This is a genomic window from Desulfofundulus australicus DSM 11792, assembly GCF_900129285.1.
Classification (GTDB): Bacteria; Bacillota; Desulfotomaculia; order Desulfotomaculales; family Desulfovirgulaceae; genus Desulfofundulus; species Desulfofundulus australicus.
Genome location: NZ_FQUW01000023.1, coordinates 1 through 19,075, shown reverse-complemented (window position 1 = coordinate 19,075; position 19,075 = coordinate 1). Strand labels below are relative to the sequence as shown.

Sequence of the window (19,075 nt, the reverse complement as noted above, 5' to 3'; positions counted from 1 at the left end):
GGAGGAGTAAAGTTTTGATTGCTATTATTGATTATGGAATGGGAAACCTGCGGAGCGTGCAGAAAGCTTTTGAAAAAGTAGGTTACAGGGCTGAGGTGGTACAGGAACCGGCCCGGGTGGGACAGGCCCGGGGGATAGTCCTGCCGGGCGTGGGGGCTTTCCGGGACGCCATGGAAAATCTTAAAGCTGCCGGCCTGGACCGGGCAGTTAAAGAGGCGCTTGCTGCGGGTAAGCCTTTTCTGGGTATATGCCTGGGGCTGCAGCTCCTGTTTGAAATAAGTGAGGAATTTGGCTCAACGCCGGGGCTGGGTATTTTCCCCGGCTGGGTACGCCGCCTTCGCTGGGGAGTCAAAATTCCCCATATGGGGTGGAACAGCGTATATTTTCAAAAGGAGACTCCCTTAACACGGGGGATTTCCGATGGGGCGCAATTTTATTTCGTACATTCATATTATGTGGACCCGGGGGAACAGGACCTGGTGGCGGGGGTAACTACCTATGGGCAGCCCTTTACCTCCATGGTCAATCGGGGTAACGTTTTTGGCATCCAGTTTCACCCGGAAAAGAGCAGCACCCTGGGGCTAAAAATTTTGCAAAACTTTGGGGAGTTGGTGGCCAAATGTTGATTATCCCGGCAATTGACCTGCGGGCAGGCAAATGTGTGCGACTGGTTGAGGGGCGGCTGGACAGGGAAACGGTGTACTCCGATGATCCCGTTGCTGTAGCCCGTCTCTGGGAGGATCAGGGGGCCCGCTGGCTGCATGTGGTGGACCTGGATGGGGCTTTTACCGGGGAGCCCAAAAACTGGGAAATGATCCGGGGTATCCTTTCAGCTGTGCGCATACCCGTGCAGGTGGGGGGAGGCATCCGGGACATGAAGGTAATCGAGCAGTTGCTGGATATGGGGGCTGCCCGCGTCATCCTGGGCACGGTGGCAATTATCAATCCCGGTCTGGTGGCGGAAGCCTGCAGCCGGTACGGAGAGTCCATCGTGGTCGGTATCGATGCCCGCAATGGCAAAGTGGCTATTGAAGGTTGGGGAGTGACGGCAGAAAAGAATGCCCTGGACCTGGCCAGCGAGATGAAGAGCCTGGGAATCAAACGGGTGGTGTTTACCGATATCTGGCGGGACGGGACGCTGAAAGGTCCGAACCTGGCCGTGGTAGAAGAAGTAGCCCGGTCCACGCAATTGAAAATTATTGCTTCCGGCGGGGTTTCCAGCCTTTCCGACCTGCGGGCACTAAAGGCTATGGAGCCTCTAGGGGTGGAAGCGGTAATCATCGGCAAGGCTCTCTACCAGGGTGCCATTAATTTACGGGATGCCCTGGAAATTACCAGTGAAGAATTGGAGGGGCAGGTGTGTTGACCAAGCGTATTATTCCCTGCCTGGATGTGACCGATGGCCGGGTGGTAAAAGGAACCAATTTTATTAACCTGCGGGATGCCGGGGATCCCGTCGAGCTGGCCGCCTTTTACGATCGGGAGGGGGCCGACGAGCTGGTCTTTCTGGATATCACAGCTTCAGCCCAGGGCCGTAAAACGGTTCTGGATATGGTATACCGTACGGCGGGGGAGGTATTCATCCCATTCACCGTGGGAGGAGGAATAAGCTCCCTGGAAGATATCCGTTCCATTTTATCTGCTGGAGCGGACAAGGTGTCCATCAACACCGCGGCGGTAAAAAACCCCGGTCTGGTTGCGGATGCGGCCCAGAAATTCGGCAGCCAGTGCATTGTGGTGGCCATTGATGCCCGCCAGGTGGCACCGGGTAAATGGGAAGTGTACATTCACGGCGGGCGCACACCCACCGGGATTGATGCCGTGGAGTGGGCCCGGCAGGTAGAAGGATTGGGTGCGGGAGAGATCCTGCTTACCAGTATGGATAGGGATGGTACAAAAGACGGTTATGACCTGGAGTTAACCCGCGCTGTGGCCAGGGCAGTAAATATTCCGGTAATAGCTTCCGGTGGAGCGGGCACCCTGGAGCATATTGCCGAGGTGCTGACTGCCGGTGAGGCCGATGCTGCCCTGGCGGCTTCCATTTTCCACTTTGGCCAGTATTCCATCCGGCAGGTGAAGGAATATCTTAAAGAGAAGGGAGTACCCGTGCGACTGACTTGATCGGGGTACACTATGATGAAAGAGGACAGGAGGAAAAACAATGACCTTTGATCCGGGGTGCTTGAAGTATGATCGCAATGGTTTAATTCCGGCCATCATTCAGGACAGCAGTACCGGTACCGTGCTGATGATGGCCTATATGAACAGGGAAGCGCTGGAAAAAACCATGGCCACCGGCGAAACCTGGTTCTGGAGCAGGAGCCGGCAAAAATTATGGCATAAGGGAGAAACGTCGGGGAACGTGCAGAAAGTCCAGGAGATAACCTATGACTGCGACCGGGATACTCTTCTGGTCAAGGTCAAACAAACGGGAGCCGCCTGCCACGAAGGTTATTACACCTGCTTCCACTACCGATTGAATCCGCAGACAGGACAGGTGGAAGTAATAGGGGAACGGCAGTTTGACCCGGAGGAGGTATACGGCCTGGGAACCCGGCCGGAGGCCGGCCTCCCGGAGTCGGGACAGGGCGCCAGCCCGTCTCCTGTTGCCCTGGAAAAGGAATCACAGGACGAAACTGAAGAGGGTGAGGAAAGTCAAACAGCAGTTGATGCCCGGATTCTGGAAGAATTGTACCGGGTAATTAAAGAACGGCAGGAGAAGCGCCCCTCCGGTTCCTATACCGCCAAACTATTTAACAAGGGCCTGGATAAAATGCTCGAAAAACTGGGAGAAGAAACCACCGAGCTGATCATAGAGGCCAAAAACCGGGACAGGGAAGAGGTTATTGAGGAAAGCGCCGATGTTCTCTACCACTTGCTGGTGGTCCTGGCCGAGCAGGGGATAACGCCGGCGGAGGTTTTTGCCGAGCTGGCCGGGCGGCGGAAGGATGATTAATTGGATAAGGTTTGGTTTTGTTGCTGGTAACGGGCCTTACGGCCTGATGAAAAAAATTTTCCCGGTCTTGCTACTAAATGCGCCGGGTTTTTCTTTTGATGGTACCGGAAGGGCAGGGGCTGTGGTATAATGCACCCTGGATGGGAAGTGATCGCCAAAATGGATCTGCTTAAAAATTTAAATGAAGCGCAGAGAGAAGCGGTACAGCACATGGAAGGCCCCCTTTTGGTGCTGGCAGGGGCGGGCAGCGGTAAAACCCGGGTGTTGACCACCCGTATCGCCTATCTCCTGCAGCAGGGGGTGGAACCCCACCATATCCTGGCCATCACCTTTACCAACAAAGCGGCCCGGGAAATGAAAGAACGGGTTGAGGCCATGGTTCCCCATGCTGCCCGGGACCTGTGGGTTTCCACCTTCCATTCGGCCTGCCTGCGCATCCTGCGTACGCAAGCCCGTTTTCTGGGTTATGCCGGTGATTTTGTGATTTACGACGAGCATGATCAGCAGACCGTTCTTAAAGATTGCCTGAAAGAGTTAAACCTGGACGAGAAAAAATTTCCGCCCCGGTCTGTAGCCGCGGCCATTTCCGGGGCGAAAAATAAACTGCTGGATCCCGATGCTTACCAGGAAGAAGCCTCGGATTTCTTTTCCCGGCAGGTGGCCCGCATTTACGTCCTGTACCAGGACAAGCTGTTTCGCAATAATGCCCTGGATTTTGATGACCTGATCATGCTCACGGTGCGCCTTTTCCAGGAAAACTCCGCGGTTCTGCGCTACTATCAGAACCGTTTCCGTTACATCCTGGTGGACGAGTATCAGGATACCAACCACGCCCAGTACGTGCTGGTGAACCTCCTGGCCCGGGAGCACCGTAACCTCTGCGTGGTAGGGGATCCGGATCAGGGTATTTACAGCTGGCGGGGGGCGAATATCCAGAACATCCTGGATTTTGAAAAGGATTACCCCGATGCCAGGATCGTTAAACTGGAGCAAAACTACCGTTCCACCCAGACCATTCTGGATGCGGCCAACCACGTTATCCGCCGCAACCGGGGACGCAGGGAAAAAAGGCTCTGGACGGCTGCCGGTGCGGGAAGCCCGGTGGTGGTCTACCTGGCCCATGACGAGCGGGCCGAAGCCAATTACGTGGCCGACCGCATTACCCGGCTCCACCGCCGGGGAGTGCCCTACCGGGATATGGCGGTGCTTTACCGCACCCACGCCATGTCCCGGGTGCTGGAAGAAGTCCTGCTGCACCGGGGAATCCCCTATACTATCGTGGGCGGCCTGCGCTTCTATGACCGTAAGGAAATTAAGGACCTGCTGGCCTACCTGCGGCTGGTGGTCAATCCATCAGATACGGTAAGCTTGAGGCGCATCATCAACGTGCCCCGGCGGGGTATCGGGGAGGCTTCCCTGAAAAGGCTGCTCGACTTCAGCGCGTCCAGGGAAATCCCGGTTCTGGAAGCCCTGGCCAGGGTGGAGGAAATTCCCGGCCTGACCAGAAGCGTGCGGGCGGCCTGCCTGGAACTGGCCCGTCTTTTCGGCTGGCTTTATGAACAGCAGGGCAAGTTAACTGTAACCGACCTGGCCTGGGAAGTGCTCCAGAGGTCGGGGTACTGGCAGGAACTCCTGGCTGACAATACGGTGGAGTCCCGCACCCGGCAGGAAAACCTGAAGGAATTCCTCTCGGTGACCCGGGCTTTCGACAGCCAGGAGGGGGAACGGGATTTGAGCACCTTCCTGGCCGAGCTGTCCCTGGTGAGCGACATTGACGGCTACGACGGGGAGGCCGACCAGGTGGTGCTGATGACCCTGCACAGCGCCAAGGGTCTGGAATTCCCGGTGGTCTTTCTTATAGGAATGGAGGAAGGAGTTTTTCCCCATTCCAGATCCCTGGTGGAGCCGGCGGAACTGGAAGAGGAAAGGCGCCTGTGCTATGTGGGCATTACCCGGGCCAGGGAAAGGCTTTATTTAACCCACTGCTGGCAGCGCACCCTTTATGGTGCTACCCGTCATAATGACCCGTCCCGCTTCCTGGAGGAGATACCGCCACACCTGGTTACGGCCGATGACCCCCTTGATGGCGGTTACGGGGCAGGCCAGCTCCAGATCATCTCCAAAGGGGCCGGGCCGTCCCGGATGGCGGCCGGAGAAAGGGCCCGCCGTCAGGTTTGTGCCTTTAGCCCGGGTGACCGGGTCAGGCACCGGAAGTGGGGCCAGGGTACGGTGGTCAATGTCAGGGGACAGGGGGAAAATGCAGAATTACAGGTGGAATTTCCCAACCTGGGTACCAAAACCCTTCTGGCCCGCTATGCTCCTCTGGAGCGGCTTTAAAGTCTGCCCGGCAGTCATGAGGGCAATAATATAAATATGCTCGAAACTTCTATGGAGGTTTTAAATGACCCGGCTGCTGATTGTGGCCCTGCTGACGGCCATTATTCATATGATTAATACTCTCATTTATTCCGTTCGCCTGGCCGGTGTCCGCACCCAGCGTCTGGCCACGGCTCTCTCCCTTTTCCAGGTAATCTTTCTGATTGCCAGCACAGCAAATTTAATTCAGGCCCCCCTGATGTCCTCTATTGTTGAACATGCCATTAATGCCGGCTTGAAGCATGCGGGAGGGGGGAATCTCCTGGCCGACCCCTATTACCAGGCCCAGCTGTCCAGGTTGAATATGGAAATCCGCCTGGTTATCCTGGCTGCCACCGGGGGAACCATTATGGGGGGGCTTCTGATACCCACCTTTGTCAGTGTATTCACCCGGGGGATTATGCTCCTGGAGGATCTGGGTTCTGTACCGCGGATGATTTATAAAATGATCGTATCCCCGCGGCAGCTTTTAGCCATGGCCAGGAAGGTTAAGCTACCCGGGGCGGGCCATTTCCGGGATGCCCTGCGGGGGCCGTTGAAAATACCGCGTTATTTTCTGCTGGCCAACATATTAATCACCGGCATCTGGACTACCGGCGTGCTATCAGCCCTGTATGCAGGGGCATTAATACCCCAGTTCCGCTCTACGGCCACCCTTACTTCGGGGATTGTGAACGGCGTGGCCGCTGTTCTGGCGGCCACTGTGGTGGATCCTACGGCAGCCATGATTACCGACCAGGCTATGCGCGGGGTGCGCCCGGAGGCTGATGTAAAGCAAATGGCTGTTTACCTGGCCTTAACCAGACTGGCAGGTACCCTTTTAGCCCAGGTGCTTTTTATTCCCGGGGCTCTGCTGATCCGTTTTGTTGCCGAGCTGATTACCTGAATCCGGTTTCTCTTGGGGGGTGTATTTTTGGACAGCGCCTTGGAAAAAGCCCGCCGGCGGATTGAAGAGTTGCGCCGGGAAATTGAATACCACAATTACCGTTATTATGTCCTGGATGATCCGGCAATTTCCGATGAACGTTACGACGCCCTGATGCGGGAACTGATTAAACTAGAAAGCAAGTACCCCTCCCTGGTCACTCCCGACTCACCCAGCCAGCGGGTGGGGGGGAAGCCCCGGGAAGGCTTTGCCACCGTTCGCCACCGCATCCCCATGCTCAGCCTGGCCAATGCTTTTGATCAAGGAGAATTGCGGGACTTTGACCGCCGGGTGCGTTCATCCCTGCCCGGGGAGAGGGTGGAGTATGTGGTGGAGCTGAAAATAGACGGGCTGGCCGTTTCCCTGCGCTATGAAAACGGCCTGCTGGTTGCCGGGGCCACCCGGGGGGACGGGGAAACGGGCGAGGATGTTACTGCCAACTTGAAAACCATTCGTGCTGTTCCCCTGCGCCTGCGTCAAACCGTACCCCTGCTGGAAGTGCGGGGAGAAGTGTACATGTCCAAAGATGCCTTCAGGCACCTGAATGAGGCCCGGGAGGAAGCGGGAGAGCCCCTCTTTGCCAACCCGCGTAACGCTGCTGCAGGCAGCCTGCGCCAGCTGGATCCGGCCGTAACGGCTTCCCGCCAGCTGAGCATTTTTGCTTACGGCCTCGGGGAAGTGGAAGGAGTTGATGTACGTACCCACGCTGAAGTTCTCTCCCTGCTCAGGGAAATGGGTTTTCCCGTTAATCCTCACTACCGTCTTCTGCCAGATATTGAAGCAGTTATAGATTACTGCAGCCGGTGGCAGGAAGAGCGTTTCAACCTTCCTTATGTTATTGACGGCCTGGTTATAAAAGTTAATTCCCTGGAGCAGCAGGCCCGGTTAGGGGCCACCATGAAAAGTCCCCGCTGGGCCGTTGCCTTCAAATTTCCGGCCGAACAGGCCAGAACCAGAGTGCAGGATATCATCCTGCGGGTGGGACGTACCGGAGTACTGACTCCTACTGCCATTCTAAAACCGGTTCGCCTGGCCGGCACCACCGTCAGCCGGGCTACACTGCATAACGAAGATATAATCAGGGAGAAAGACATTCGAATTGGAGACATGGTAATCGTTCAGAAAGCCGGTGATATAATCCCGGAAGTGGTTGCGGTAATCCCGGAGGAGCGAACCGGGGACGAAAAACCTTTTGTCATGCCTCACCATTGTCCCGAGTGCGGTGCAAAAGTCGTACGCCCGCCGGGGGAGGTGGCAACCCGCTGTACCAATATCGCCTGCCCGGCCCGGCTGAGGGAAGGATTGCTGCATTTTGTTTCCCGCAACGCCATGGATATTGCCGGCCTCGGGCCGGCAGTGATTGGCCAGTTGCTGGCAGCCGGGCTGGTACGGGATCCGGCGGATCTTTACGCCCTGCGCCTGGAAGATCTGGTACCCCTGGAACGCCTGGGTAAAAAATCGGCACAAAACCTCCTGGAGGCCATTGAAAAGAGCAAGTCCAACCCTCTTTACCGCCTGATTTTCGCCCTTGGCATCCGTCACGTGGGGGAAAGGGCCGCCCGCATTCTGGCACGGCGTTTCGGTTCCCTGGATCGGCTCTGCCGGGCTACCCGGGAAGAATTGCTGGCAATTCCGGAAATCGGACCCAAAATTGCTGATAGCATCCTTACCTTTTTTGCCCAGGAACAAAACCGCCGGGTGCTGGAAAAGCTGGTGGCTGCCGGTGTCAATATCCGTGAGGAGGTGGTTGACGAACCCGGGTACAAGCCCCTGGCGGGGAAAGTTTTTGTCCTTACCGGCACGCTGGAGCACTTTACCAGGCAGGAAGCTCGGGAACTGATTGAGCGCCTGGGCGGGCGCGTAAGCTCCAGTGTGAGCAGAAAAACCGATTATGTGGTGGTGGGAGAGGAGCCTGGTAGTAAATATGAGAGGGCCCTGGCCTTGGGCATCCCCATCCTGCGGGAAGAAGACTTCCGCCGCCTGGTGCAGGACTGAAAGTTGCAACCTCCCCCATGGAGCGCTATAATGTTGTCATTTAAAGTCTTGAAAGTAAGGAAGGTGCTGGTATGATAACCATCAAGGACGTGGAGCATGTGGCCCTTCTGGCCCGCCTGGAATTGAGCGAAGAAGAAAAGCAAATGTATACCAAACAGCTGGACGCTATCCTGGAATACGCCCAGGTGCTGAACGAGCTTGATACCGATGATGTACCACCCACCGCACACGTGCTGCACCTGAGAAATGTCTGGCGGGAAGATGAAGTGGGCGAACACCTGCCGCCCGATGAAGTGCTGGCCAATGCTCCGGAAACGGAAGGACAATTCTTCAAAGTGCCGCGGATAGTATAAGGAGGGAGTCCTGTTGGAGTTATATTACCTCACCGCCCACGAACTGCACGATTTGCTCCTTAAAAAGGAAGTCAGTGCCGAAGAAATCTGCCGCGCCGTTTTTGACCGTATTGATGCCGTGGAAGAAAAAGTCAAAGCCTATGTAACCCTGACCAGGGAAAGGGCCTTTGCCCGGGCGCAGGAAATCGATCGTAAGATTGCTGCCGGCGAGGCGATCCCACCCCTGGCCGGTATCCCGGTAGCCATCAAGGATAATATATGTACCCGCGGTATTCGTACCACCTGTTCTTCTAAGATGCTCTACAATTTCGTACCCCCCTATAACGCTACGGTGGTGGAAAAGCTGGAGGCCGCCGGGACGGTAATGGTGGGAAAAACCAATATGGACGAGTTTGCCATGGGCTCTTCCACGGAAAATTCGGGTTTCTTTGCCACTGCCAACCCCTGGGACCCGGAAAGGGTGCCGGGAGGGTCAAGTGGCGGTTCTGCCGCAGCGGTAGCGGCTGGAGAAGCCATTACCGCCATTGGTTCCGACACGGGAGGTTCCATCCGCCAGCCGGCCGCGTTTTGCGGGGTAATCGGCTTGAAACCCACCTATGGAGCAGTTTCCCGTTATGGGCTGGTGGCCTTTGCTTCTTCTCTGGATCAAATTGGTCCCTTTACCCGGGATGTTACCGACTGCGCTCTGATGCTGAACGCCATTAGCGGGCACGATCCCCTGGATTCCACTTCGGCACCGGGTGATGTTCCCGACTTCACGTCCTGCTTGAAGGATGACGTAAAGGGTCTGAAAATTGGCGTACCCCGGGAATATATAGGGGAAGGCATTGACCCGGCTGTAAAAGAGGTTGTGGGACAGGCTTTAAAATTGCTGGCTTCCCTGGGAGCGGAAATCGAAGAAACTACTCTGCCCCACAGCCGTTATGCCCTGCCCGCCTACTACCTGATTGCCACGGCGGAAGCCAGTTCCAACCTGGCCCGCTATGACGGGGTCCGTTACGGCTACCGGGCGGAAGACGCCCGGGATGTGGTGGATATGTTTATGAAGACCCGCAGCCGGGGTTTTGGTCCGGAAGTCAAGCGGCGCATCATGCTGGGTACATATGCCCTCTCTGCAGGCTATTATGATGCTTATTACTTGAAGGCTCTGAAGGTCCGCACCTTGATCAAACAGGATTTTGATCGGGCCTTTGAAAAGTTTGATGTGCTCCTGGCTCCTACTACCCCGACTCCAGCTTTTAAACGGGGAGAGAAAATGGATGATCCCCTTCAGATGTACATGTCTGACATCTGCACTCTGGCGGTAAACCTGGCCGGCATACCCGGAATATCTATTCCGGCCGGGTTTGTGAACGGCTTACCCGTAGGCATGCAGTTAATTGGCAAGCCCTTCGATGAGGGCACCCTGTTGCGGGTAGCTTACACTTTCGAGCAGCATGCGGATTATAGCCGCCGCCGGCCGTCTCTATAGGGAGGGAAGCAAGCCTTGACTGAATATGAAACCATTATCGGTCTGGAAGTACATGTGGAGTTAAAAACCAAAAGCAAAATTTTTTGCCCGTCTTCGACGGAATTTGGTGGAGACCCCAATACCCATGTCTGCCCGGTTTGCCTGGGATTGCCGGGAGTGCTGCCGGTTCTAAATAAAAAGGTGCTGGAATACGCCATCAGGGCGGCCCTGGCCCTGAACTGCGAAATTGCGGAGTACTCCAAGTTCGACCGTAAAAACTACTATTACCCGGATTTACCTAAAAATTACCAGATATCCCAGTATGACCTGCCCCTGGCCAGAAACGGCTACCTGAACATTGAAGTGAACGGGCAGACCAGGCGAATAGGTATCACCCGCATCCACATGGAAGAGGATGCGGGAAAGCTGATCCACCAGGGTACCATTGCCACTTCTCCCTATTCCCTGGTGGACTATAATCGCACCGGGGTACCGCTCATTGAAATAGTCTCCGAGCCGGACATGCGCTCTCCCGAGGAGGCCAGGGCTTACCTGGAAAAATTGAAGACCATTATCCAGTATACCGGGGTTTCCGACTGCAAAATGGAGGAAGGATCATTACGCTGCGATGCCAACGTATCCGTACGTCCCAAAGGAAGCCGCGAGTTCGGAACCAAAACGGAAATTAAAAATATGAATTCCTTTAAAGCCCTGCAGCGGGCCCTGGCTTACGAAGTGGAACGGCAAATTGCCGTCCTTGAGGAAGGCGGCCGCATCATCCAGGAAACCCGTACCTGGGATGAGAGTAAAGGGGTAACCCTGCCCATGCGCAGCAAGGAAGAGGCCCACGATTACCGCTACTTCCCCGAGCCGGACCTGGTACCCCTGATCATTGACCGCCGCTGGGTGGAGGAAATCAGGGCTACACTACCCGAACTTCCCGACGAGCGGCGCAACCGCTACATCAAACGCTACGATCTGCCGGCTTATGATGCCACCGTACTTACCGCCACCAAGGAAATGGCCGATTATTTTGAGGAGTGTGTGGCCCTTTATCCCAACGCCAAGGCGGTCAGCAACTGGATGATGGGAGACCTCGCACGCCTGTTGAATGCCCACAATATGGATATTACCCAATGTAAGGTTTCGCCACGGCAGCTCACCGACATGCTCAAGCTGATGGACAGGGGTACCATCAGCGGGAAGATAGCCAAAACGGTTTTTGAAGAAATGTTTACCACCGGCAAGGACCCGGAACAGATTGTACAGGAGAAGGGGCTCGTGCAGATTACCGACGAGGGGACCATTGCTGCTGTGGTGGATGAAGTGCTGGCCAGCAACGCCAAGGTGGTGGAGGACTACCTGAAAGGAAAGGATCGGGCCTTTGGCTTCCTGGTGGGGCAGGTAATGAAGGCCACCCGGGGCAAAGCCAACCCGGAGCTGGTCAACCGCCTGCTCAGGGAAAAACTCCATTCCAGCTAATAAAATCGGGCAATCGAGCAGGAGGGGGCGGCCAGCTCCCTCCTCTCAAACCTCCGCCATCTACACAGATAGCCTTTACAGGAGTAAAATCCGGCGATTCCAGGATCCCGGCAGACAAGTTATTCCGGGTCAAAATTAAAAATGTAACCTGTACCCCGTACAGTTTTAATCAGACGGGGCTTACCCGATTCATCTGCCAGTCGTGCTCTCAACCTGCTGACGTAGATATCCACCGTTTTGCGCCCACCGAAAAAATTTTGACCACATAAGTGATCCAGTATTTCATCCCGGCTAAATACCCGATTGGGGTTTTGAGCAAATAAAAGTAACAACTCATATTCGCGCGGCGATAATTTAATATACCGGCCATTCTTTTTTACCTGCCGTGCGGCAGGGAAAATTTCAATATTATTAAATGTGATAACATTCTGTTGAGCGGCAGGCAGTGTGCGGCGCAGTGTCGCCTTTACCCTAGCCAAAAGCTCCCTTGAGTCGAAAGGCTTAACAACATAGTCGTCGGCACCTGTTTCCAGTCCTTTGATTATGTCCTCTCTTTCGTTACAGCCGGTAATCATAATGACAGCCACTTCCGGGTGACTGCCTCGCAGCTTGCGACAAACCTCATAACCATCCATTCCCGGCAGTATTAGATCCAGCAACACGAGAAGGGGCTTCGCTTTTGCTGCCAAATCCAGGCCTTCCTCACCGGTAGCTGCTTCGTATACGGTGAAACCATTCTGTTCCAAAACCATACGCAGATAATCCCTTGTTCCCGGCTCATCCTCTACGACAAGGACGTTTTTCCCCATCATTTCACTCCTTTCCCTTTATCTGATATTAAAACTTTTCGACATAGTTCCGTTATTTCCTCTCTATTTAAAATTTGTTACCAAATATTTACCAAAATTTTACCATTTTGAAACCATTTAAGGAGATAATTACTGTATAATAGTAACGTCAACAAAATGACGAGGAGGTGGGGCACAACCTGATGTAGAGAATGGTGGGTTGCGAGCTCAGCGATGTTATCCACCAGGGCAAATGCTTCTGTTCACCGTGTCCGGCGCATAATTTTCCAGTTAGCTTTACTGTTGGCGTTTACAATGAACATTACTATTCTTAGGGATCACGTCGATACCGACAAAAAGTTTGTCCAACAAGGTTCACCGCACTTCCAGAAAAATCAAGCCGGGTACAGGACTTGGATTCCCCTTGGGAACTGCCTTACTCACCCTCGTAATCAGTACTCAATCCGGCCCTGGGGGTGTACAAATGGGTAACTGCAAATCCCATCACCAGTTGGCCGGGATATACTCAACATCAGGGCCATGGGGAGATAACAATAATAATAAGGAGGTTGTGTTTTGTGAAGTGCAAATTAAAATTAAAAGCAATTAGTTTATTACTGGTTCTTGTTATTGCTTTGTCCTTTAGCACAACTGCCTATGCTGTGCCGTCAAACACTTTAAGCAGTTTCTCTAATACTTATGAATTCAAAAATGATGTTTTACAACTCGAGAAGGATGCAAATAGTCTCAGTACTACTGCTACTAAGGATGGAGAAGTACAACCTGCTGGAAAGCTTGGATTCCTGGTTAAGTTGGCGCTTCAAACCATTAAAAGCGCTATTAAGTATGGCGGCGAGGTTTTAGAATATATTCTAAAAAGGTTAGATCCAGATACGGCAAATTATTTAACAAACAATATTTCTAAAATCACGAAAGCTTTGGACAACGTTATTAAGAAGATTGATGATGCTCAAGATTATGCAACGGCAACCATAAGAAGTATGTTGTTTACAAGTTTAACTTCGGTTGGTGTGCCTGGATACTATGCATTACCTATAGCCGATGCTATAGCAAGAACTGTAGACTGGTTATTACTATAGACGATTAGACCTAATTGTTAACTGGATATAAACAATCAAATTAGGAGAATAAAGGAGGAAGACATTCCTCCTTTATTCTCCTGGCGTTGATTCAATTTATTAGTGCGACAACCACAGAATTTAATCAACCATACAATGGGGGGGAATAAACTTGGAACATAAACTTGAAGAGTTACAAAAAATTATTTTTCAGCAACAGAAAAAGATCGATGAAATGCAAAATAAAATAAACGAGCTGTCAGATTATATTTTACGCCTATCTGTATGCAAAGTCACAAATCCCAAATACCCATATTATGATTTTATTGTGTCTTATCAAATATCCCCGGAAAAGCAAGATAAAATTGATTTACTTTTCATATTACTATCAGATAAATTTAATGGTAAAAAAATACAAGAGCGCTTTAGAAAAATTAAAGATTATCCTACAGATTTTTTATTTTCCAACGAACCTCTCAAATATAAAGATGTAAAAGAGGCTCTTGCCAAAATTCTGGGTGCCATAAGCGATGAAGTGCCACTTATGTTGATCAAAAATTTAAGAGATCAAGGTTTCCATGTGGCATTATGTGACTATTTATTATCCCAATGTACTGCGGACAATCAGCAGGATAAATGATAGATACTGTCGTATAACTCTCGGGACGGCGGTCATCCCCCGTCGCTCCGTGCCACGGGCCGGACGAAACATCGGCCTGCCTCGGAGTAAACAAGAACGTAAAATGTTTTGTGTAATGGTTAAACTCATGGTTAAACTCAAGTTTGAAACTTTAGCGCCCCATACATTTCCAACGAAGCTGGAAACCCAGTAAAATCAAGGGTCTTAGTTGGCGGAATCCCCAAAAATTGCTAAAGTGTAGTGCCACGTCTGTAAATATTTAGTTTTTCTAACCTGCCTTAACATGGTATAATATCTATGCCATGTATGCCAGAACAAAAACTTTCACCAACAAGGATGGCTCAAAAAGAACCTATGTCCAGATAGTCGAAGCCGTCAGGGAGCACGGCAAAGTGCGCCAGAAAGTGGTGGCCAACCTGGGCCGCATCGACGAACTTCAGAAAGGCAGCCTTGACCAGCTCATTGCCAGCCTGGCTAAATTCTCAAAAACGAAATGGATACAGGCCGAAGCTGATAAACTGATGGTTCACAGTGCCAAGGAATGGGGGTTGGATTTAATTTTCCGGCATCTGTGGGAACAACTTGGCCTGGACTTTATCCTGAAACGCCATTTCTCCCAGGCATACACCTGCAGCCAACTGGCTGAGGCCGTCTACGCCATGGTGCTGAACCGGATCAGCGACCCGCTTTCCAAACGGGGCGTTAATGAATGGCTCAAAGAAGTTTACCGGCCGTCCTTTGACCAGCTGGAACTGCACCATTTTTTACCGTGCCCTTGATTTTCTGGCCGAATATAAAGAGAGGATAGAACTGGACCTTTTTGACAGCACCAGAAACCTGTTCGACCTGGAAGTGGACATGATTTTCTGGAACACCGTAGCGTGCACCTTGTAACCAAAAAAGGGCTCATTCTTTTTCTTGAAGCCCCAGCGGACATCGGGTCGGCAAAGCTGCCCACTCCTTCACCGTTTAGCACCCTCTCGTAAAGGGCCAGCTCTTCTTTCAGTGCAGGATCCTCTTTGTGCTGCTTGAGTTCGGGCTACCAGTTCCCGGCCCACTTCCTTTTCTGCCGCCAGGAGCTCAGCCTGGGAAGAATAAACGGATCGCATAACCGGTTTAAAACCATGGCAAACAGGGCTTCTTCAAAGGGAGAGGTCTTTTCCGTGCGATTCAGGATACGCCGCACACAGGGGCCCAGTCCCAGCTTTTCTTTCCACAGGTTGTGGAAGATTACTACGATTTTTATAAATCGCCGGTTTTCTGACAGTTGCTTTTCATTCTGGCAGTGCTTTACAACATAATATGCCCATTTTTCAAGGCTTCGCGGATTTTGGGGGGTAAAATAACAGTTTCTGGCTTTCAAACTCGAGGAAGAAGGACTTAAATGCCTTAAATATTCGCCCCAGCTTGCCTACTGGTGCGGCTTTAACATCAGAAAGTCTTCACCCTCATCAACCGTATTTTACCGGTTTCTCGCTGACTTAAAGGAGCAGGCGGGTTAGGAACTTCTGGAACAGACGGTACAGAGTTTGGTAACCAAGACGGCAAAGCTGGCTGCATCAGAAGGGAAAATTGTCCTGGACAGTTCGGCATTCCCGCCCGCGAAAGGACACTACGGAAAAAGGATGGCCTTTTGGTTCTCCCAGGGATAGAGAAAAAGAATAGGGGCAACTCGATGAAAGTTACCCTCTATCCCCGGCAGACCCCCGCCAGGCGCCCGGGTTGCTCTCAAGCATTGCCCTATCCTCCTGGCGAGTCGGTTTGTTACCGACTTTCCGAAAAGCTACCTAACTAAATCGACTCAACTACTGAATCGACTCAACTATCCTTACCAACTCTTGCTTAGATAACCCCGTGGAATCATTCAACAAATAGGTCATGCCCCCTTCCTCCCAGCTGATAGCCCGCTCGATTACTTGCTGCGGCTTTTGCCCGTATTTGTTCAGCGTAATTTCACTTTCATACCAGCATGCATTCCTACCCCCAACTTTTATTTCTTCGCACCTGAAGCCAGGCTTAAATTTCATGCCGATTTCAGATATGATATAAACCAATGTTGGCGAGCTGTCGACATTTCCATAATCAAACCTCGTGCGAACCAGGTTGTCTTCATTCCCACCGTCAAACCTCATGCGTACCTCGTGCTTGCCGGTGGCCACAAGCTTTCCGTCTTGAGCCTTCATATATTCGCCAACCCAGATTCTTTTTGGCAACCCATACCCGTCAGGAAAACATGCAGGCACCTTGATCTTAAACCCGATTTCCCTTTCAGCTTCCGCAAGGGTTGTGTATGGTACATAACTTACAGGTCCGCTTGCCTTGGCCCGGTTTCTCAAAACAGCTTCCCGATGCGCCTTGATGGCCGCGCTGTCCAGGCCCTCACTAGCCGTAATGGTAATGGTACCACTATCATCATTTTGTTGCCTCACCATCCAAATCTTGTTCAATATATTGGCCTTTTCGTCTGCCCAAGCCCGTAAACCCGGCGAGACTGCCAGTGTAATAACGCCACCAAAAATGGTTAAGCAGGCTGCTACAGCAACGGCCTTTTTCCAGTTAAATATCCAATTGTAGGGCAAGGCCCTTTTTCTCTTCCCCAGAAGCACCGCATTCCGCACCTTCGACCCCATATCCTCGGGCGGATTTATTTTTTCGGACATAGTGATCAACGCACTTTTGATCAGCTGTTCAAACTGTTCTTGTTTAAACATTGAGAATACACTCCTTTCTTGATTGGTTATCCTCACTGCTGGCAGTATTCAAGCCTTTTTCCTGCAGGAAAGCTGCTATCAGCTTCCTGGCGTTATGAAGGCGGGACTTGACTGTACCTTCCTTACAGCCGAGAACACTGGCTATTTCACTGATGGAAAAGTCATTGAAGTAGCGAAGTGTTATTACCACTTTGAGGGGTTCGCTCAACGTGCTGACAGCCTGGTATACCGCTTCTTTAGCTTCATTTTTTTCAAATGCTTCTTCTAGGTCATAATGATGTAACTGAACCGCATTAAAGTTATTGTCTAGATTATCAATTTGCAACAACCTTCTGTTTTTAGCAGCCATCTTCCGTCCGGTTCGAAGTAATATTTTATAAAACCATGTCTTAAAAAACTCAGCCTTTTTTAGCTGTTTAATTGAATAAAAGCATTGAATAAATGTTTCTTGGGCAATATCCTCCGCTAGATCCTGCCGCCCTGTAACCAAATACGCGGTACGGACAGCCTGAGCACCAAATCTTTCAACTAGGAGTTCGAATGCATTGATATCACCAGATTGGCATCGTTTGATCAGTTCAACATCTTTCAATGTCACATCTCCTTTCCTGCCGGAAGTTCCTTCTACAAATCAAGTGGACTCTATTGTCAGGCTAGAGTTTAAAAGTAATATCTCCCATTAAAGTCTCGTTCTGCTCATTCTGGATTGAAACAGATAAAGTACCGGCTAACCCCGTTGTTCCATACTTCCTTGAACCATAAGGTTTTCTTTTACCCGGGTATAGGGGCAATGAGGTTTTTAAACTCGAGTTAAACATTTTTATTAAAAGTTAAAGAGTCCAACATGTGTTCAGTAGACCATGTAGGTAGATTGATTATGGTTATCAGGCTATTTGCACTGCCATCTCTATAATATAATAATATCCCTGGTGGTAGCCACCTCCTTATCTGTTAAACTCAACTTAGGAGTAGGATGCTCAACTAAGTTGGCAAAATATAGTTCAAAGTTTCCGGGAAAAGGATTTCACCTCCTGGCTGTTCGATTGCTTAAAAAAGAGCTACCTTTCCTGGATCAAATTTGCAGACTGCGGTTTATAGAAGGGTTGTGCTTCGAGCACCACGTTAGATAAGGCCCACTGACCAGTCTGCAGCCAATCTTATATACCGGAGGTTCTCGACATGTACTTCGTAGGAATTGACTGGTCTGACCTGCATCATGACGTAGCTGTACTCAATGAAAAGGGTCAAGAGCTTAAGTATTTCACCATCCCTCACAACAGGAAAGGCATGGAATTATTAAAGGAAAGGCTCTTGAGCATCGATCCCGAACCGGAAAATTTCGCCTGCCTGCTCGAAACCAAAAACGGTCTTCTGGTGCAGTTTCTGCTGGAAGCCGGCTTTCCAGTTTACCCGCTTAATCCGAAGATTGTGGATTACCGGCGAAAGCCCTCCGGGGCAAAAAGCGACCCCATCGATGCCCGGCTGCTGGCCAACATCAGCCGCTCCGATCTGGCGCAGTTGAAGAGGCTTAAGCCAGATGCGGAACTAATCGCGGAACTAAAGATGCTCACCCGGGACCAGGAAAGTCCAGGTAGTGGGCGATTCTTTGCCTGGCCTCGCGGGGACTGGCGTAGTCGTGCAGGTAAACTTCTTCGTATTTCAGACTGCGCCAGAGGCGCTCGACAAAGATGTTATCTGTAGCTCTACCCTTGCCGTCCATGCTGATTTGGACCCCTGCATTTTTTAAAAGCTCTATGTACTGCGGACTGGTGAACTGGCTTCCCTGGTCACTGTTCATGATTTTCGGCCGGGACCGGGCCAGGGCCAGTTTAACCGCTTCCAGGACAAAGGAAATCTCCAGCGAGAGGTCCATCTCCTAACTGACCACATAACGGGAGTACCAATCCATGATTGCTACCAGGTACACCCAGCCCTTTTGCAGACGAATGTAGGTAATATCTATGCCCCACACCTGGTCTGGATGGGTGATTTCGAGTGTCAATTCTCACTTTGATTTAGCCCAACCCCTGCCCATTTTCGCAGATTGAACAATCTGCAACTATTTCCGATACCAGAATAATCTGCAACTGCTTCGCAAATTGTGCTGGTATTTCAGGTCAGTCAGTCCGTCTATTCACCAGAATATGACAACCAGTGACTGACCCCTTTTCTTCCGGCTGTGGAACAGGTAGAATATTTGCTGGAAGTGACCGCCATGCAGCAGATATTTTACACGCCTGTACCGCCGGAAGAATACGCCCGCCTGGGCAAAGATTTTCCCTTTCCCCAACCACTCTCATGCCCCAACCCCGGTTGTCTG

Annotated in this window: 15 protein-coding genes and 3 pseudogenes; 14 read left to right on the top strand and 4 right to left on the bottom strand. The window is 51.6% G+C overall.

Annotation, left to right across the window (positions count from 1 at the left end):
• Positions 1-14: 14 nt before the first annotated feature.
• From hisH to gatB, 10 genes are all read left to right on the top strand, one after another.
• Positions 15-626 carry an imidazole glycerol phosphate synthase subunit HisH gene (gene hisH, locus BUB44_RS09685; protein ID WP_073165708.1) on the top strand — a complete coding sequence of 204 codons (612 nt, stop codon included), beginning with the start codon at positions 15-17 and terminating at the stop codon, positions 624-626.
• Positions 620-1,366 carry a 1-(5-phosphoribosyl)-5-[(5-phosphoribosylamino)methylideneamino]imidazole-4-carboxamide isomerase gene (hisA, locus tag BUB44_RS09680; RefSeq protein WP_073165705.1) on the top strand — a complete coding sequence of 249 codons (747 nt, stop codon included), beginning with the start codon at positions 620-622 and terminating at the stop codon, positions 1,364-1,366. The genes hisH and hisA overlap by 7 nt, the downstream gene beginning before the upstream one ends.
• A complete protein-coding gene (gene hisF / locus BUB44_RS09675) occupies positions 1,360-2,121 on the top strand; it encodes an imidazole glycerol phosphate synthase subunit HisF (RefSeq protein ID WP_073165702.1) in 762 nt (253 codons plus the stop codon). The genes hisA and hisF overlap by 7 nt, the downstream gene beginning before the upstream one ends.
• Before the next feature lie 40 nt (positions 2,122-2,161).
• The gene (gene hisI / locus BUB44_RS09670) at positions 2,162-2,956 is read left to right on the top strand and encodes a phosphoribosyl-AMP cyclohydrolase (RefSeq protein WP_073165700.1); all 795 of its coding nucleotides are present in this window, start codon (positions 2,162-2,164) and stop codon (positions 2,954-2,956) included.
• 159 nt (positions 2,957-3,115) lie between these two features.
• Positions 3,116-5,293 carry a DNA helicase PcrA gene (gene pcrA, locus BUB44_RS09665; protein ID WP_073165781.1) on the top strand — a complete coding sequence of 726 codons (2,178 nt, stop codon included), beginning with the start codon at positions 3,116-3,118 and terminating at the stop codon, positions 5,291-5,293.
• A 64-nt stretch (positions 5,294-5,357) separates the two neighbouring features.
• Positions 5,358-6,218 (top strand): lipid II flippase Amj family protein, encoded by an 861-nt coding sequence (locus BUB44_RS09660; protein WP_027356399.1) that lies wholly within the window; start codon positions 5,358-5,360, stop codon positions 6,216-6,218.
• Between the two features lie 27 nt (positions 6,219-6,245).
• Entirely contained in the window at positions 6,246-8,252 is a 2,007-nt protein-coding gene (gene ligA / locus BUB44_RS09655; protein WP_073165698.1) for an NAD-dependent DNA ligase LigA, read from the top strand.
• Positions 8,253-8,323: 71 nt separating this feature from the next.
• Positions 8,324-8,605, top strand: a complete 282-nt coding sequence (gene gatC / locus BUB44_RS09650; protein ID WP_073165696.1) for an Asp-tRNA(Asn)/Glu-tRNA(Gln) amidotransferase subunit GatC — start codon at positions 8,324-8,326, stop codon at positions 8,603-8,605.
• Between the two features lie 13 nt (positions 8,606-8,618).
• Complete coding sequence (gene gatA / locus BUB44_RS09645; RefSeq protein ID WP_073165694.1) at positions 8,619-10,076, top strand: Asp-tRNA(Asn)/Glu-tRNA(Gln) amidotransferase subunit GatA; 1,458 nt, start codon at positions 8,619-8,621, stop codon at positions 10,074-10,076.
• 15 nt (positions 10,077-10,091) lie between these two features.
• Entirely contained in the window at positions 10,092-11,537 is a 1,446-nt protein-coding gene (gatB, locus tag BUB44_RS09640) for an Asp-tRNA(Asn)/Glu-tRNA(Gln) amidotransferase subunit GatB (protein WP_073165682.1), read from the top strand.
• Positions 11,538-11,656: 119 nt separating this feature from the next.
• Here gatB and BUB44_RS09635 read toward each other — a convergent pair whose 3' ends face one another.
• Positions 11,657-12,349, bottom strand: coding sequence for a response regulator (locus BUB44_RS09635; protein ID WP_242655942.1), 693 nt, complete (start codon positions 12,347-12,349; stop codon positions 11,657-11,659).
• A gap of 554 nt (positions 12,350-12,903) precedes the next feature.
• On the opposite strand from BUB44_RS09635, the gene BUB44_RS09630 reads away from it, so the two are divergent.
• The 3 genes and pseudogenes from BUB44_RS09630 to BUB44_RS09620 form a co-directional block, all read left to right on the top strand.
• On the top strand, positions 12,904-13,425 hold the full coding sequence (locus BUB44_RS09630; protein ID WP_073165676.1) for a hypothetical protein: 522 nt from the start codon (positions 12,904-12,906) through the stop codon (positions 13,423-13,425).
• 151 nt (positions 13,426-13,576) lie between these two features.
• Positions 13,577-14,044, top strand: a complete 468-nt coding sequence (locus tag BUB44_RS09625; RefSeq protein WP_242655941.1) for a SlyX family protein — start codon at positions 13,577-13,579, stop codon at positions 14,042-14,044.
• Between the two features lie 302 nt (positions 14,045-14,346).
• Positions 14,347-14,926 (top strand): annotated as a pseudogene (locus BUB44_RS09620) (IS1634 family transposase); the annotation flags it as partial.
• A gap of 923 nt (positions 14,927-15,849) precedes the next feature.
• Here BUB44_RS09620 and BUB44_RS09610 read toward each other — a convergent pair.
• Positions 15,850-16,755, bottom strand: a complete 906-nt coding sequence (locus BUB44_RS09610; RefSeq protein WP_073165667.1) for a hypothetical protein — start codon at positions 16,753-16,755, stop codon at positions 15,850-15,852.
• Positions 16,748-17,347 carry an RNA polymerase sigma factor gene (locus BUB44_RS09605; protein WP_073165664.1) on the bottom strand — a complete coding sequence of 200 codons (600 nt, stop codon included), beginning with the start codon at positions 17,345-17,347 and terminating at the stop codon, positions 16,748-16,750. Before BUB44_RS09605 ends, BUB44_RS09610 begins: the two co-directional genes overlap by 8 nt.
• Positions 17,348-17,934: 587 nt before the next feature.
• Between BUB44_RS09605 and BUB44_RS09600 the strand changes: the two are divergent.
• Positions 17,935-18,342 (top strand): annotated as a pseudogene (locus BUB44_RS09600) (IS110 family transposase); the annotation flags it as partial.
• Here the strand turns inward: BUB44_RS09600 and BUB44_RS09595 are convergent.
• Positions 18,323-18,739, bottom strand: a pseudogene (locus tag BUB44_RS09595) (transposase); the annotation flags it as partial. The pseudogenes BUB44_RS09600 and BUB44_RS09595 sit on opposite strands and share 20 nt — an antisense overlap.
• Positions 18,740-19,075 lie beyond the last annotated feature (336 nt).